At 61.1% G+C, this 13782-nt stretch carries 16 protein-coding genes; 7 read left to right on the forward strand and 9 right to left on the reverse strand.

Annotated features, from left to right (window positions below):
* The first annotated feature begins 49 nt into the window (after positions 1-49).
* The 3 genes from scpB to arsC are packed head-to-tail and all read left to right on the forward strand — an operon-like array spanning position 50 to position 2771.
* A complete protein-coding gene (gene scpB, locus DyAD56_RS21545; protein ID WP_102304891.1) occupies positions 50-925 on the forward strand; it encodes an SMC-Scp complex subunit ScpB in 876 nt (291 codons plus the stop codon).
* Positions 922-2409 carry a pseudouridine synthase gene (locus tag DyAD56_RS21550; RefSeq protein WP_102304892.1) on the forward strand — a complete coding sequence of 496 codons (1488 nt, stop codon included), beginning with the start codon at positions 922-924 and terminating at the stop codon, positions 2407-2409. The genes scpB and DyAD56_RS21550 overlap by 4 nt, the downstream gene beginning before the upstream one ends.
* A 14-nt stretch (positions 2410-2423) precedes the next feature.
* On the forward strand, positions 2424-2771 hold the full coding sequence (arsC, locus tag DyAD56_RS21555; RefSeq protein ID WP_102304893.1) for an arsenate reductase (glutaredoxin): 348 nt from the start codon (positions 2424-2426) through the stop codon (positions 2769-2771).
* A 44-nt stretch (positions 2772-2815) separates the two neighbouring features.
* Here arsC and DyAD56_RS21560 read toward each other — a convergent pair whose 3' ends face one another.
* Both DyAD56_RS21560 and DyAD56_RS24395 read right to left on the reverse strand, forming a co-directional pair.
* Positions 2816-3040, reverse strand: a complete 225-nt coding sequence (locus tag DyAD56_RS21560) for a helix-turn-helix transcriptional regulator (RefSeq protein WP_102304894.1) — start codon at positions 3038-3040, stop codon at positions 2816-2818.
* A gap of 7 nt (positions 3041-3047) precedes the next feature.
* Positions 3048-3380, reverse strand: coding sequence for a DUF2975 domain-containing protein (locus tag DyAD56_RS24395; protein ID WP_233202798.1), 333 nt, complete (start codon positions 3378-3380; stop codon positions 3048-3050).
* Between the two features lie 230 nt (positions 3381-3610).
* Between DyAD56_RS24395 and DyAD56_RS21570 the strand changes: the two genes are divergently transcribed.
* Entirely contained in the window at positions 3611-4954 is a 1344-nt protein-coding gene (locus tag DyAD56_RS21570; protein ID WP_102304896.1) for a retropepsin-like aspartic protease, read from the forward strand.
* Positions 4955-4974: 20 nt separating this feature from the next.
* Here the strand turns inward: DyAD56_RS21570 and DyAD56_RS21575 are convergent, their stop codons facing one another.
* From DyAD56_RS21575 to DyAD56_RS21585, 3 genes are read right to left on the reverse strand one after another with little or no spacing between them, the layout of a single operon-like run.
* The gene (locus tag DyAD56_RS21575; RefSeq protein ID WP_102304897.1) at positions 4975-5778 is read right to left on the reverse strand and encodes an amidohydrolase; all 804 of its coding nucleotides are present in this window, start codon (positions 5776-5778) and stop codon (positions 4975-4977) included.
* Positions 5766-6911 carry a pyridoxal phosphate-dependent aminotransferase gene (locus tag DyAD56_RS21580; protein WP_102304898.1) on the reverse strand — a complete coding sequence of 382 codons (1146 nt, stop codon included), beginning with the start codon at positions 6909-6911 and terminating at the stop codon, positions 5766-5768. Before DyAD56_RS21580 ends, DyAD56_RS21575 begins: the two co-directional genes overlap by 13 nt.
* A 60-nt stretch (positions 6912-6971) precedes the next feature.
* Complete coding sequence (locus DyAD56_RS21585) at positions 6972-7925, reverse strand: LysR substrate-binding domain-containing protein (protein WP_102304899.1); 954 nt, start codon at positions 7923-7925, stop codon at positions 6972-6974.
* Positions 7926-8040: 115 nt separating this feature from the next.
* Here DyAD56_RS21585 and DyAD56_RS21590 point away from each other — a divergent pair, with 115 nt between their 5' ends.
* Positions 8041-8625, forward strand: a complete 585-nt coding sequence (locus DyAD56_RS21590) for an FMN-dependent NADH-azoreductase (RefSeq protein ID WP_102304900.1) — start codon at positions 8041-8043, stop codon at positions 8623-8625.
* Between the two features lie 304 nt (positions 8626-8929).
* On the opposite strand, the gene DyAD56_RS21595 is transcribed toward DyAD56_RS21590, so the two are convergent.
* Positions 8930-9223 (reverse strand): hypothetical protein, encoded by a 294-nt coding sequence (locus DyAD56_RS21595; protein ID WP_233202799.1) that lies wholly within the window; start codon positions 9221-9223, stop codon positions 8930-8932.
* 273 nt (positions 9224-9496) lie between these two features.
* Here DyAD56_RS21595 and DyAD56_RS23745 point away from each other — a divergent pair, with 273 nt between their 5' ends.
* Together DyAD56_RS23745 and ligD are read left to right on the forward strand one after the other, a co-directional pair.
* Positions 9497-9772, forward strand: a complete 276-nt coding sequence (locus DyAD56_RS23745) for a hypothetical protein (RefSeq protein WP_146010594.1) — start codon at positions 9497-9499, stop codon at positions 9770-9772.
* On the forward strand, positions 9769-10671 hold the full coding sequence (gene ligD, locus DyAD56_RS21605) for a non-homologous end-joining DNA ligase (RefSeq protein WP_102304902.1): 903 nt from the start codon (positions 9769-9771) through the stop codon (positions 10669-10671). The genes DyAD56_RS23745 and ligD overlap by 4 nt, the downstream gene beginning before the upstream one ends.
* Here ligD and DyAD56_RS21610 read toward each other — a convergent pair.
* The 3 genes from DyAD56_RS21610 to DyAD56_RS21620 form a co-directional block, all read right to left on the reverse strand.
* The gene (locus tag DyAD56_RS21610; protein ID WP_158241424.1) at positions 10668-11102 is read right to left on the reverse strand and encodes a response regulator transcription factor; all 435 of its coding nucleotides are present in this window, start codon (positions 11100-11102) and stop codon (positions 10668-10670) included. The two genes, ligD and DyAD56_RS21610, sit on opposite strands and share 4 nt — an antisense overlap.
* Positions 11103-11238: 136 nt before the next feature.
* The gene (locus DyAD56_RS21615; RefSeq protein WP_233202800.1) at positions 11239-11853 is read right to left on the reverse strand and encodes a response regulator transcription factor; all 615 of its coding nucleotides are present in this window, start codon (positions 11851-11853) and stop codon (positions 11239-11241) included.
* Positions 11850-13508: a sensor histidine kinase gene (locus DyAD56_RS21620; protein ID WP_233202801.1), complete on the reverse strand. Its 1659-nt coding sequence runs from the start codon at positions 13506-13508 to the stop codon at positions 11850-11852. Before DyAD56_RS21620 ends, DyAD56_RS21615 begins: the two co-directional genes overlap by 4 nt.
* Positions 13509-13782: the final 274 nt, after the last annotated feature.

The raw sequence follows: 13782 nt of genomic DNA on the forward strand, positions 1-13782 counted from the left end.
GCAGCCCGGCCTGAATTATTCACCGAAGCATCGCATCCCATCCGAGGCTATGCAGATCGAACAACTCAAACCCATCATCGAGGCGGCGCTGCTGGCATCTACCCAGCCGATGACCGTGCCTCAACTGCTGGAACTGTTCGGCGAAGAGGACGAGGTCGGTCGGGAAGAGATCGCCAAGACCCTCGAAGCGCTGACGGAAGACTGCGCTCAGCGCGGCGTTGAGCTGCGCGAAGTGGGCTCGGGCTTCCGCTATCAGGTGAAGCAGCATGTGCATCCGTGGATTTCGCGGATGTGGACCGAAAGGCCCAGCCGCTACTCGCGTGCCCTGCTGGAAACCTTGGCCCTCATCGCCTACCGACAGCCCATTACCCGGCCGGAGATCGAACAGATCCGCGGAGTGGTGGTGTCCTCCAACATCATCAAGACGATGGAAGAGCGCGAGTGGATCCGCGTGGTGGGCTACCGCGACGTGCCCGGCAAGCCCGCCCTGTTTGGCACCACACGCGCCTTCCTTGACTACTTCAACCTGAAATCACTGGACGAACTGCCGCCACTGTCGGAAATCCGCGACATGGAAGACCCGCAGATGAGCATTGCGCCGGAACCGCTGCCTGTCCGCGTGGCGCGTGACCTGCCGATCGATCCGGACGAAGAAGACGAAATCCTGGTGGTTGCCGGCGAAGAAACCGACGTCACCGAACCCACCGGAAATGATGCCCCGGTGAACGGCGAAACGGAGAGCGAAGCCTCCGACGCCGTCGAAGAACCTCATCACGAAACACCCGAGGCGATAGAAGTCGCTACCACCGAACCCGACGCTGCCATGCACGTCGAGGTCCTTTCTGACACTGCCGACGAGGCAGCGACCCACGCGGACGCCGACCAAGGCGACGCCACGCAAGACACCGAGGAGTACCGCGCATGACTGCGCCCCAGAAATCCGTTTTGACCCTCAAGCGCGCACCGCGCGACGAAAGCACCCCCGCCATCGAGGAGCGCCTGCACAAGGTGCTCGCCAACGCAGGCCTCGGCTCGCGTCGCATGCTCGAACAGCGCATCCAGGCCGGTGAGGTGGAACTCAATGGCTCGCCCGCCACCATCGGCGCCAGCGTGCACGCGGGCGATCGCGTCGTGCTGGATGGCAAGCAGTTCATCGTTGCCACCGATAACCGCGATGAGACCGAAGTATTGGTCTATCACAAGCCGGAAGGCGTGGTGACCACTCGCGAAGATCCAGAAGGTCGCCCCACCGTGTTCGAACAGCTGCCGCGCCTGAAGGGTGCGCGCTGGGTCGCCGTGGGTCGCCTTGATATCAACACCACCGGCCTGCTGCTGCTCACCACTGACGGCGAACTCGCCAACGCGCTGATGCACCCCAAGAGTGGGCTCGAGCGCGAATACCTGTGTCGCGTGCACGGCGAAGTGCCCGATGAGATGATCGAGAAGCTCAAGGCCGGCGTGGAACTGGAAGACGGCCCCGCCCGCTTCGACGAGATCGCCGTGATCAGCCGCGGCGGTAGCCATAGTTGGTTCCGCGTAGTTATCCGCGAAGGCCGCAACCGCGAAGTGCGTCGCCTGTGGGACTCTCAGGGCTTCCTGGTGAGCCGCCTCAAGCGTATCCGCTACGGCAGCGTTGAACTGCCGCGCGCACTGCGTCGTGGCGACTGCGAGTCGCTGGGCGAAGAAATCGTCAAGGACCTGCGCAAGACCACCGGCCTCGGCGCACCGCAGCCGGTACTCACGCTGAGCCCGGTGCTGCACCAGCGCCGCGCGCCGCGCAATGTCACCGAGTACCGTCCCGCAGGCGGCGCAAGCGGCTCCTATAGCGCCGGCTACCAGGACGAAGCGCGCGAGCTGCGCGCCTATGACCGTATTCGCGAAGAACCCGCACGCGGCAAGCAGCAGCGTCGACACCCGGGCAAGGAAGTGAACGGCAACGTTGCTCGCCCGGAACGTGGTGGCGGCGGCGGCGGGATGCAACGCAAGAACCGTCGTGGCGTGGCCCCGGGCCAGGAGCTGCCGTCGGTTCGCACCTGGTTCGCTGGTGAATCTCGCGAGGGTGGTGGTGGCACTGGCGGTCGTGGCGGCCCGGCGAGTAACCGTCGCGGCGCGGCGGCGGGCACGGGCAGCCGCGGCGGCGCAGCGGGCGGTAAACCATTCGGTAACCGCGCTGGCGGCGCGGAAGGACGCAGTGGCAGTCCGTACGGCGGCTTTGGTGGTGGAGCCGGTGGCAACCGCGGTGGCAAGCCCGGCGGTCGTCCGGGTGCCAGCCAGGGTGGTCAAGGCGGTCGTCCGCAAGGCCGTGGCGGTAGCCGTCCGCAGGGCGGTACGGGTGGCCGTCCGCAGGGTGGTGGTGGTCGTCCGCAAGGTGGCGGTGGCCGTGGCGGCAACCGCTCGGGTAACCGCTGAACGAATCAGACACCGTGACCGTCCGCATTTATCACAACAGCCGCTGTTCCAAATCGCGCGCCACACTGGCGCTGCTGGAGGAACGCGGCGTTGTGTGCGACGTAGTCAATTATCTGGATACGCCACCCAGCACTGTCGAGCTCGCGCAGCTGCTCGACATGCTCGGCATGACGCCGCGTGAACTGATGCGCAAGAACGAGGCCGAGTACACCGAACTCGGCCTCGACGATCCGTCGCTCGACGACACCGCGCTGATCGCGGCGATGGCGAGCCACCCGCGCCTGATCGAACGCCCTATCGTGGTGTCAAACGGCAAGGCCGCCTTGGGGCGTCCACCGGAAGCCGTGCTGTCTATCTTGTGAGCCACCGAATCCTTGTCGACAGGCAAGGATTCGGCGGTCGCACTTCAACTCCCTTCGTCTTCCTCGTCCGGCACATAGACCAGCAGGTCACCGGGCTGGCATGCGAGGAATTCGCAGATCTTGCTCAGCGTTTCGAAACGCACGCCACGCACGTGGCCTGACTTGAGCAAAGACAGATTGGATTCGGTGATACCGACGAACTCGGCAAGTTCGCGCGAGCGCACTTTGCGCATCGCCAGCATGACGTCGAGTCGAACCACGATCGCCATCAGTACCTCACACGATCGAGCGCTGGTCATCTTCCAGTTGCGCTGCCTGGTCAAACAGCCGCGCCACGAAGAAGAACACTGCAACAGGCAATATCGACAGCAAGTCATCGCCGCTGAATTCAAGACTCGCCGAATGTGCGCCGGATTGCGCGGCCAGCCAGAGCGAAGCGGCTGCCGGCAATAGCACCCGAAGCACCGCGGCGATCATCAGCAAACCCGCAAAACGTCTGAAATGTCTCGTCACCGCGCTCGAAAACAGAGACTCGGGACGAACGCGGCCGAGCATGCGCGCTAACTCAACTAGCGCGGCACATGTCACCAGCGCCAGCAGTGCTGCCATGAGCGCAGCCCATCCGCGAGGCAAGCCACCGGTCGACAAGACCGCTGCCATGCCACCTTGCATTCCGCCATTGCCCCATATGCCCGCGGCAGTGACCACAAGGCAGGCTAAAGCAGCCAGCCAAGCCACCATCGCCAGCCGACGCGCCGCCCGCGCCACGAGTAACGCTGTTGCATGATACTTTTTTTCTGTATTACGATAATTTCTATCCGTCATACAGGCACCATATCATGAAACAATCAGCCCTGAACCGGCTCCTGCCGTTCGCCCTGCTGGTCACTTACGCAAGCCTCGCCCTCGCAACAGGTGGCTCCCCAGCAGCACAGGCCCTCTCGCGCCAACAGTCGGAAGACAGCTTGCGCAACGCTGCCGACGGCGAAGTCTTTGCGCTGGCAAATTCACTTCCTCGTATTGAGGATCCCGGCCTGGCTTTGCTCGCGCAGGCACGGCTGGCCGCAACTCAGCTGAATGCCGCAGAAGCACGTCAATTGGTCACCCGCTATTTCGCCGATGGCGCTCGCTCCCCGGCGGAGCGCGTGCTGGCATGGCCCATTGTGGCCGATGCCAGTTTTGCCGATGGGGACTACCGCCAGGCTGCCGACGCGGCACACGCGTGGGAAAAGGCGCTGACCGAGCAAGGCGCCAGCGCCGATGACCGGGCTAACGCGCTCCAGATGGCTGCGGTCGCCGAACAGTTCGCCGCGGCACCGAAGCAACAGGTGGAGGCTTACGCGCCAAAGCCAGAGGATGTGACCCGCGACAAAGTTGGCCTGCCCCGTTCCATCACAGTGATCAATGGCAAGCCGCAGGAGGTCGTACTCGACACCGGCGCCAATCTGTCCACCGTGTCACTGTCTACCGCACATAAGCTGGGCCTGCGTCTGCTCGATGGCACCGCCAGCGTCGGCAGTGCCAGTCGCCAGGCCGTTGCTTCACGGATCGGTATCGCCGATCACCTTGAGTTCGCAGGTCTGTCGTTGAACCATGTGGCCTTCCTGGTCCTCGACGACGATCAGCTGAGCATGCCGGTGCCCGGTGGTTATCACATCGATGCCATCCTCGGCTTCCCTGTGCTGCGCCAGCTTCAGCGCCTAGAGTTCACCAGTGGCGGCAAACTCCTGCCGTCGCGCAGCGATGCCTCATCCGCTGCCACCGGCAATCTGCGCATGGCTGGAAGCGATCTCTACGTAAACGTCTTCCTGAATAACATCCCGGTCGCCATGCACCTGGACAGCGGCGGGGCGCGCTCCGCTCTCTCGTCAGGCTTCGCCACGGAGCATCCGTCCGTGATCAAGGGATTGAAGACGCATAAAGAACACGTTGCGGGCGCTGGAGGTTCGCGGGACAACGAATCGGCCGCGTGGCCGCAGGTCAACGTGCGCATTGGCGATCAACAGACGGTGTTGCCGACCTTGGCGATTTCGCTGAGCGATGCAGGCAACGTCAAGGCCCCGAACGTGCTTGGCGGCGATATTCTGCAAGCCTTCGATCATTGGACGATCGATTTCCAACGCATGCAGTTCGAAGTGGGAAAACCGTTGGCTAAGCCAACGGCCAAACCGCGCGCGGAATGATCGCGCGCACCCCGAACGGATCAGCCTGCGTCAAGCGTAAAGCTGTCCGCGTCCATCCACGCCGGGAAACGCTCGCGATGCGCGAGCAGTGGCGCGGGATCAACCGTCACCGTCACCACCTGCTCTTGCGCCCCCAGTTCCACCAGCGGTTCACCCACGGGATCAAGCACAACGCTGTCGCCGGCATAGGGCAGATCGTTGCCGTCCACGCCCACGCGATTCAGCCCCACCACATAGCTCAGGTTTTCGATGGCGCGTGCACGCAACAGCGTGCGCCACGGCTGTCGGCGCGGAGCCGGCCAGTTGGCAACGAACAAGGCAAGGTCGTACTCCATGCCGCCAGTCGCTTCCTCGCAACGCCCGTTGCGCAGCCACACCGGGAAACGCAAGTCATAGCAAACTTGCGGCAGGATGCGCCAACCCTTTAGCTCCACGATAAGGCGCTCGCTGCCACCACCGTAGCGCGTATGTTCGCCGGCCATGCGGAACAGATGACGTTTGTCGTACTGCGCGAAGCTGCCGTCCGGGCGCGCCCAGATCAACCGGTTGTAGACCGTTTCGCCCTCGCGGATAGCGAGGCTGCCGCACAACACAGCGCCGACTTCCTGCGCCAACGCACGCATCCAAGCCACGCCCTCGCCGTCCATCATCTCGGCGCTGGCACGCGTGTCGTTGCTGAAGCCGGAAAGAAAGGTTTCTGGCAACACGACGAGATCCGTCTGCCCGGCCACGCGGCGAACCAGTTCGCCGTAGTATTCGCGATTGGCGGGCGCGTCGTGCCATCGAGTCGCGCCCTGGACCAGGCTTATCCTCAAAGCTTGCATAGACGCTCCGCTGCGGCATCCATCGTGGCGTCGCTCTTGGCGAAGCACAGCCGCAACAGGTGCGTGCCCGGCGCTTTCTCGTAGAACGGCGTGAGCGGAATCGCTGCTACGCCCCCTTCCTTCACCATCCACTCGCAGAACGATACGTCGTCCTTGTCGCTGATGGCGGAATAATCGACCAGCTGGAAATAGCCACCCGGCACATCGAGCAACTTGAAGCGCGAAGGCTTGATGAGCTCGCGAAAGCGGTCGCGCTTGGCCTGATAGAAATCTGGCAGCTCCAGATAATGCTCTCGCGTGCTTGCCATGAACTCGGCAAAGGCTACCTGCGCGGGATGGAACGTGCAGAACGTAAGGTATTGGTGCACTTTGCGAAACTCTGCGCTGAGCGCCGCTGGCGCCACCGCATAGCCCAGCTTCCAACCAGTGCAGTGATAGGTCTTACCGAACGAGGACACGACAAAGCTGCGGCCTGCCAGCTCCGCATGGCGAAGCACGCTCTGATGCTGCTCACCGTCGTACACGATGTGTTCGTACACCTCGTCGGACAGCACCACGATCTCGGTATCGCGAACGATCGCGGCCAGTTCGTCCAGGTCCGCGGCGGAAAGCACCGCGCCCGTCGGGTTGTGCGGGCTATTGATGAGGATCATGCGCGTCTTCGGCGTAATCGCATCACGCACGCGCTGCCAGTCAACGGAGAAACTCGGCGCCTGCAGCGGAATATGCACCGCGCGCGCACCCTGCAACTCGATGGCTGGCTCGTAGCTGTCGTAGGCGGGATCGAACACGATGACCTCGTCGCCCGCTCGCACTACGGCGGCGATAGCGGCAAACAAGGCCTCAGTGGCACCCGACGTCACCGTCACTTCCGTGTCGGCGCTCAGCTTGTGACCATATAGGCGCTCGGTCTTCAGCGCGATCTGCTCACGCAAGGTAGGCAGGCCAATACCCGGTGCGTACTGATTGCGCCCTTCGGCCATTGCTCGCGTAATCGCATCACGCAGTGGTTGCGGCGGCTCGAAGTCCGGAAAGCCCTGCCCCAGGTTCACCGCTTTGTGTTCCACCGCCAGCTGGCTCATGACACTGAAGATGGTGGTGCCGACTTTCGGAAGCTTGGTATCGATCTGCATGGTCCGGATGTCTGGAGGGCTAAACATTGATGCTAACACGGCACCCATTGCGAGCCAGCGTTAGAGGTATTTGCCGCACTGCGCGTGATTCTCGCGCACAGCATTGGGCAGTTTCTCCGCAAGAAAATCGACGAAGGCCCGCACGCCGGGCAACAGGCCGCGCCGACTGGGATAAACAAAGTGCATGGTGCCCTGGGGCACACTCCAATCAGGCAGAACAACCTCGAGCTCACCGCGCCCAATAGCCGGGCCGCAGACAAACTCAGGCAGCAGCGTTACACCGATACCGCTCTTGCAACTTTGCAGCAATGCATTGAAATCGCCGCAGATCAGGCGCGGCTTGATATCCACGACGACACGCTCGCCTTCCTTGTCGAGCAGCTCCCAACTCTGCGCGCCTTCGTGCTCGTGGTTGCTGAGCGCCGGCATCTGCGAGACATCAGATGGCTCATTGGGTCGTCCAAGGCGGTTGAGCAGTTCGGGGCTGGCCACCAACAGGACGTTCGACTGGCCGAAGGTACGCACGACGAGCGTTGCGTCAGTGTCGAGCTTGCTGCGCACGCGGATAGCGATGTCGAATCCTTCACCGATGACGTCCACGCGACGGTCGGTCGCCTGCAGACGCACCTGCATCTTCGGATGCTGCGCCAGGAAATCGGGAAGAATGTGACCCACCACCGTCTGCACCAATGACACCGGGCAACTGACACGCACTACGCCACGTGGCTCGGAACGCACTTCTTCCACAGCCTCTTGCGCGGCCCGCGCCTCTTCCAGCACGGCGCGGCAGTGGCCGTAGAAGCGTTCCCCCACCTCGGTGACGACGAAACGGCGCGTGGTTCGCTGGAGCAGGCGTACGCCTAGGCGTTCCTCCAATTGGGCTATACGCTTGCTCAGGCGGGACTTCGGGATACCCAGGGCACGCCCGGCGGACGAAAACCCGCCGTGTTCAACGACCGCGGCGAAGAAATACAGATCGTTGAGATCCTGCAGGGCGCCATCCAGCACGGTCATCGCTGTTTCCTTATTAGAACAATACGTTCAACTTTACCGGACTTATCAGCCGATTGTCCGAAGAATACCTTAGTCACGTCGCCGGTCGACCCGGCCCGTCAACTGAGGAAATACCATGAAACTGCTGCATCTCGACGCAAGCGCCCTGGGTAGCCACTCCGTTTCGCGCGGTCTGACCGCTGCCATCGTAGCCGAACTCACCCATAACAACCCCGGTACGGAAGTCATCTACCACGATCTGGCTGCCAATCCGCTTCCCCACTGGACCCCCGTGGCCGACGCTAGCGATCCGGCCGCTGTGCTGGGTAGCCAGATGATCGAGGAATTTCTGGCTGCCGACGTGGTGGTCATGGGTGCCCCGATGTACAACTTCAGCATCCCGAGCCAGCTCAAGGCGTGGATCGATCGAGTCGCCGTCGCCGGCAAGTCGTTCCGCTACACCGCCAATGGCCCCGAAGGCTTGGCTGGTGGCAAGCGCCTGATCGTTGTGTCCTCGCGTGGTGGTGTGTACAGCCAGGGCAGTGCGGCCCAGCCCATGGACTTCCAGGAGACCTACCTGCGCGCAGTGTTTGGCTTCCTAGGCGTCACCGACATCGAGTTCGTTCGCGCCGAAGGTGTGAACCTGGGCGAAGACAACAAGGTCGAATCGGTGAAGTCGGCTCACGCCTCTATCGGTACGGTTGCCCGCAAGGCCGCCTAAGCCACACAAGCACCACCGTCCCCCGGCAAACGCCGCGCCCCAGGGTGCGGCGTTTGTCGTTTCAGCGAGACACGGGGCGTTGCTGTCGCCCTAAGTGCTCAACGGTTTGAGGTAGGCAATCTGGCGCGAGGGTTGCGTCGACGCGATCCGATGCAATGAAGCGAAGCGTGGAACCTCGCCGAACACGACGTTTTGTGCGTGCTCCACGCGCCAGCAATGCACGGAAGTTCGCTGACTTTGCTAAGCCGGCCCCATGCGACACGTCCGATAGCCAAGGCGCCCCTACGCTTTGGCCGCGGTGTGTTTACGCCGCCTGCTCCAGCGACGGCTTTGGGCGAGCGTACTGAGCCAAGCGGATCGCACCATCCGTACCGGGCATTTCGACACAAACGGAGCGCCCCGAGCGCAGGTGCTCATCGCGTGCAACTTCACGCGCAAGCTTGATGGCCGCACCAAGCCGGAGATCATTGAACAGAGAAAAGCCTAGACGACAGACACACCACGAGCCGTCAGGACATTGCTTCAGCGAATAGGTGACCATCATGCAGCCCTTTGGGGGGAAGAGTCCTGCCGCCAGCTGATCACGCCCGTTCTTCACGACGCGACCTATCCATCAAATACTAAAAGAGCATGCCTTTGTTACACCGACATGCCTATCAGAAGTGCCCCTGATATTATGTAGGAAAGCGACTACGACAATAGAAATAGGCACGACGTGTTACCTGTTTCACAACAGATACACGTGCGCTTGTTGTCCGTGAACGCGAGGACGTACACAGATGAACAACAGGCTCTGTGCACATGGATATATCACCTGTCATTAACCGCCCTCTCGTCAGTTTCGGAACCCCATCGTCGTGGAGTTGTGCTGATGACAGATGGCATGCAAGAGCTACATCTCCCAACGTTCGAGGCGTTCGACGAACTGCTCCGTCTGTATCGTCAACTCGAGCAAGAGAACGAGCTTCTTCGCGGCCAATTGCGGCGGCATCCCGTGGGTGAGCTGCAGATCCGCGAAACCGAGCGCAAAATGGTCGAGATTCGTGGTGATACGCCACCGGCGATACCGGAGCGACTGATGGCTCTGCTGGCCGCATGGCCCGAACGATGCGCCATCGCCGGGGAAGATGGAGAGCATCAACCATGACCATCACCCCACGCCCTGAGCCGGTCGTGACTCATCCCCAACGACTGGTGTTTCCTGCCGACGATATTACCAAGCAGGACATTGCCAACTACTACCAGGCTGTCATGCCGCGCTTTCTCCCAGGCATCGCGAGTCGCCCCACGTCGGTCTATCGCTTTCCGGAAGGCACCACCAAGCCCGGCTTCTTTCAGAAGCACCCTATGCGCGGACTGCAGCACGTGGAACACATAACGTTGCACGAGGAAAGTGGCGCTATGGCCGACTACATCTGCCCCAGCGACGCAGGTGCTGTCATCGAGCTGGTGCAATACAACGCCATCGAATTCCATCCTTGGGCATCACGAGCGACCTCGCTTGAAGAGCCCGACTATCTCGTCTTCGATCTTGACCCTGGCGATGGCGTATCGTGGCCGGAGGCAACCGATGCAGCTCGATGGATACGAGGGCGCCTCGTAGAAGCTTCTCTCCAGAGTTTCGTACGAACAACGGGCGGTAAGGGACTGCACGTTGTCGTACCTCTCCATACATCGTGCCGCTGGGATGACGCCCGCCAATTCACCAACGCATTTGCCCATGGCCTGGCCGACGAACAGCCCGCCTCCTTCACTGCAAAAGCAAGCAAGGCTGAGCGCAAAGGCCGCATCTTCATCGACTACCTTCGCAATACGCGGGGGGCTACGAGCGTAGCATCGTGGTCCTTGCGTGCACGTCCCGGCGCTCCGGTTGCCATGCCCATGCGATGGCAAGACCTCGGCCGCTGCGCGAGCGGCGATGCGTTTGACATCCGATCCGCGCGGCGACGTTTGTCGCGTTTGCGCAGCGAACCCTGGGAAGGCTTCGCCACGATGCGGCAAAGCCTCGAGAAGCCGTTGCGCATATATGCGCCATCGAAAGCTTAGCTGGCTCCACCCGATGCCTGATCGTCCATGAGCAGATCGATTCGACCCAGCGCAGGGGAAACAAAGTAGCTCCCTTTCAAGACATGACGAACGGCATCGATGAGCTCTTCGCCAGCCGACGCCTTGAGCACATAGCCTCTGCCCACGGACAGCGCGGTACGGGCCAGCATCGGATCATCCTGCACCGTAATGAAGACCACAGGCGTCTCCGGCCGATCCGCCAGAATCTCCCTCGCCGCCTTCATGCCATCCATGCCAGGCATGCTGATATCGGTCACCACTGCATCCGGCCGCAACCGGCGCGCAGCTTTGACTAAGGCTTCACCGTGGGTTACGACAGCAAGCACGTCAAACTCTTCGCCGAGCAACTCCCGCAGTTGTTCGGCAATGGGCAGGTGGTCCTCGGCCAATACGAGAGTGGCTCGTCTCACGCTGGCTCCCATGCATAGTTATGCATCGGTTGCAGCATCTTCCAACGTAAAAGCTTCCGCCACAGAAAGAAAACCCAGTCGCCGCTAAGTAAAAGTACTACCGATACGCCTGGCGACCGCGCCTCCTGCCATCCGCTCAGAACAACAGGCCGAGATCCTCAGCGCGCCGCACCAATTCCAGCGTGGAATGCACGCCAAGCACCTGCATCATGGTGTACTTGTGCGCCTCAACGGTTCTCACCGACAGCCCCAGCTGCAGTGCAATTTGCTTGGAGCGCAGACCAGAGCCCACCAGTCGAAGCACCTGCAATTGCTTGGCGGTGAGATTGCGCATATCTGCCATTTGCCCGCTGATGTAGCGAGCGCCAAGCGCTGGCGTCACATAAGTACCTCCAGACATGACCTGTTGCGCGGCATTGCGCAGGTCTTCGCCCGCCGAATTCTTGAGAATGTAGCCACGGGCACCCGCACGAAGCGCCGCTACCGCCAATGCGGGCTCCATATGCATGGTCAGAAACACGAATCGCGTTTCCATTCCTGCCTGGCGCAACCGCTTTAGAGCGTCCATGCCATTGCAACGCGGCATATTGATGTCCGCGACCACAAGGTCTGGCTCCAAGCGCTGAACCGCATCGACCAGCGCTTCGCCGTCCGCAACGATATCAAGCAAGTCGAAATCCTCATCGAGGATGTGTTGTACGCCTTCGGCTACCATGCGATGGTCGTCGGCAATGATCAGTTTTGGTTTCAAACTGACTCGTGGATTTCTAACGGTATTCGTATGCATAGTTCAGTCCCTTTTCCTAGAGTTGATTGCAGTCGATAGCTGCCATTGAGCAACTTCGTGCGCTCGTCGATGCTCATCAATCCCAGCCCTCGACGCCCCTCTCCCTCTGCGACAAATCCCTTGCCGTTGTCTGCGATGGTAAGGTCTACCTGATGGTGCTCGATCTGCAGCGCCACCTCGACACGTTTCGCCTCGGCATGACGCAAGGCATTACCGAGGGCCTCCTGCGTAACGCGGTACAAGCAAAGCGCCACATCCTCCGGTAGATCCTTTGCTTGTGGCGAGACGCGCAACTCAATGACCGGCCCGCTTCGGTGGCGCATGTTCTGACATAAGCCGGCAAGCGCCGCGGTAAGCCCTGTCTGCGTAAGCATGCTCGGATGGAGATCATGGGATAGATGCCGCACATCTTCTGATAGCGCGATCAGCTCGCTTTGCAGCTGACTTACGTCCTGCTTGTTGTTCTCGCTTACCTTGCGGCGCAACGCGCTCAGCCGAATGGATGCCACGGCCAGGCGCTGGTTGATGTCGTCGTGAAGATCGCGCGCGATGCGGGCGCGCTCCTGTTCCTGCGCCACGATCAGTCGACCCGCGAGCTCGCGAACCTCGGTGCTGCTGACGAGCAACGCATGCTGTGTCGCCCTGCGTTGTTCCACGAGTACCGAGAGGTACAGCGATGCGACGGCCACACCAAGCATCCACAACTGCACACTGATTGTTGTCAGTTCGGATTCCATTTGAACGAATGGCCCTTCATGGGCGAGGCTCAATTGGATAGCGATCAGCCCTACGACCAGATTGACCGCGCATGTACCAACCACCTGTGCCCTCATCGCAACAAAGATGGCTAACGGCACGGGCGCCAGTAGCATGAGCGGCCTTATCAAGGTGAACGCCCCGAGTTCACGCCAGCCTAGCCAGAGGACGAACAGAGCTCCGGCAGTGATCAGCACCACGTCCCATCCAGGCAGGGCAGCACGGCGCGCGGACGAACTGGGATGGACAAGGCTGAGGATCGCGGGCGTGAGCAAGACATAGCCCAGTGAGTTCGCTAACGCGACGTGCCACCACGCACGGGACAGCCAGCTAGGTAGCTCCACCAAGTCGGACAACCAGAACACCAACACGCCAGTTGCCGTGGGCAATGCAACTGCCGCAATAGCCAGGAAAACAAGAAGCTGGAAGAAGTTGTCGACTGATTGGCCCTTGCGCAGGCGACTCAACAGCCAAGCCGTGACGTTGACGAGCAACAGCACGGCAACACTGACGATGGCGATGCCCTTGCCTGGCAAGCCCATCATCAATGCCATCAGCAGCATGCCACCCAGCCAACCGATGACGTAGGCCAGCCAATACCGATAGCTTGCGCACAACAGCAACGCGAGCAACATGGCGCCGGGTAGACAGATGATCTGCGAATCGAGCGAATGATCCCAGAGCGCCAAAGACACCCACTGAGCCACTAACACGGCCAGGCCAACGCCTATGCCACGTGACAGGTATTGGGACCACGCACCTATGGGTGCTTTCCCGCTCATGACCCCTTCCGCTCCGTACATCCTTTCGCCTCGCCGCTGATTAGCAGCTGCCGCCCCTAAGGAGTAGACATCGTCGGACAACCGAAGCCAATCAGCATTGGCCCACACCAGCCGTCATCGCTTCGTGACGATTTACGTAGTTCTACGAGGCCGGTGGCGGATCGCTTTGAACTCTGACACTAGATCGTTCTTATAGACCCAAATCAGAACCTGAGGTGATGGCTGACCTGGCTGGATTCACTGCGGCACTCAACTGCCAAAGCTAAAGAATTTTCGTACTGATCGGTAAATTTACCGACCCTATTTGAGTGAAAGTTCGCTTACCAAGCGAGCCTCGACAAGACAAGCTGAGATA

Source organism: Dyella sp. AD56, assembly GCF_002878475.1.
In the GTDB taxonomy this organism is placed as follows: Bacteria; Pseudomonadota; Gammaproteobacteria; order Xanthomonadales; family Rhodanobacteraceae; genus Dyella.

Excerpts from the sequence above, each read along its gene's own strand:
- DyAD56_RS24395 (WP_233202798.1), bottom strand. The coding sequence starts at position 3,380 with ATGGCAGCACTGCTGGCGCTGGTGACATGTGCCGCGCTAGTTGAGTTA.
- DyAD56_RS21590 (WP_102304900.1), top strand. The coding sequence starts at position 8,041 with ATGAAACTGCTGCATCTCGACGCAAGCGCCCTGGGTAGCCACTCCGTT.
- DyAD56_RS21580 (WP_102304898.1), bottom strand. The coding sequence starts at position 6,911 with ATGCAGATCGATACCAAGCTTCCGAAAGTCGGCACCACCATCTTCAGT.
- DyAD56_RS21585 (WP_102304899.1), bottom strand. The coding sequence starts at position 7,925 with ATGACCGTGCTGGATGGCGCCCTGCAGGATCTCAACGATCTGTATTTC.
- DyAD56_RS21560 (WP_102304894.1), bottom strand. The coding sequence starts at position 3,040 with ATGGCGATCGTGGTTCGACTCGACGTCATGCTGGCGATGCGCAAAGTG.
- DyAD56_RS21575 (WP_102304897.1), bottom strand. The coding sequence starts at position 5,778 with ATGCAAGCTTTGAGGATAAGCCTGGTCCAGGGCGCGACTCGATGGCAC.
- scpB (WP_102304891.1), top strand. The coding sequence starts at position 50 with ATGCAGATCGAACAACTCAAACCCATCATCGAGGCGGCGCTGCTGGCA.
- ligD (WP_102304902.1), top strand. The coding sequence starts at position 9,769 with ATGACCATCACCCCACGCCCTGAGCCGGTCGTGACTCATCCCCAACGA.
- DyAD56_RS21550 (WP_102304892.1), top strand. The coding sequence starts at position 922 with ATGACTGCGCCCCAGAAATCCGTTTTGACCCTCAAGCGCGCACCGCGC.
- DyAD56_RS23745 (WP_146010594.1), top strand. The coding sequence starts at position 9,497 with ATGACAGATGGCATGCAAGAGCTACATCTCCCAACGTTCGAGGCGTTC.
- DyAD56_RS21570 (WP_102304896.1), top strand. The coding sequence starts at position 3,611 with ATGAAACAATCAGCCCTGAACCGGCTCCTGCCGTTCGCCCTGCTGGTC.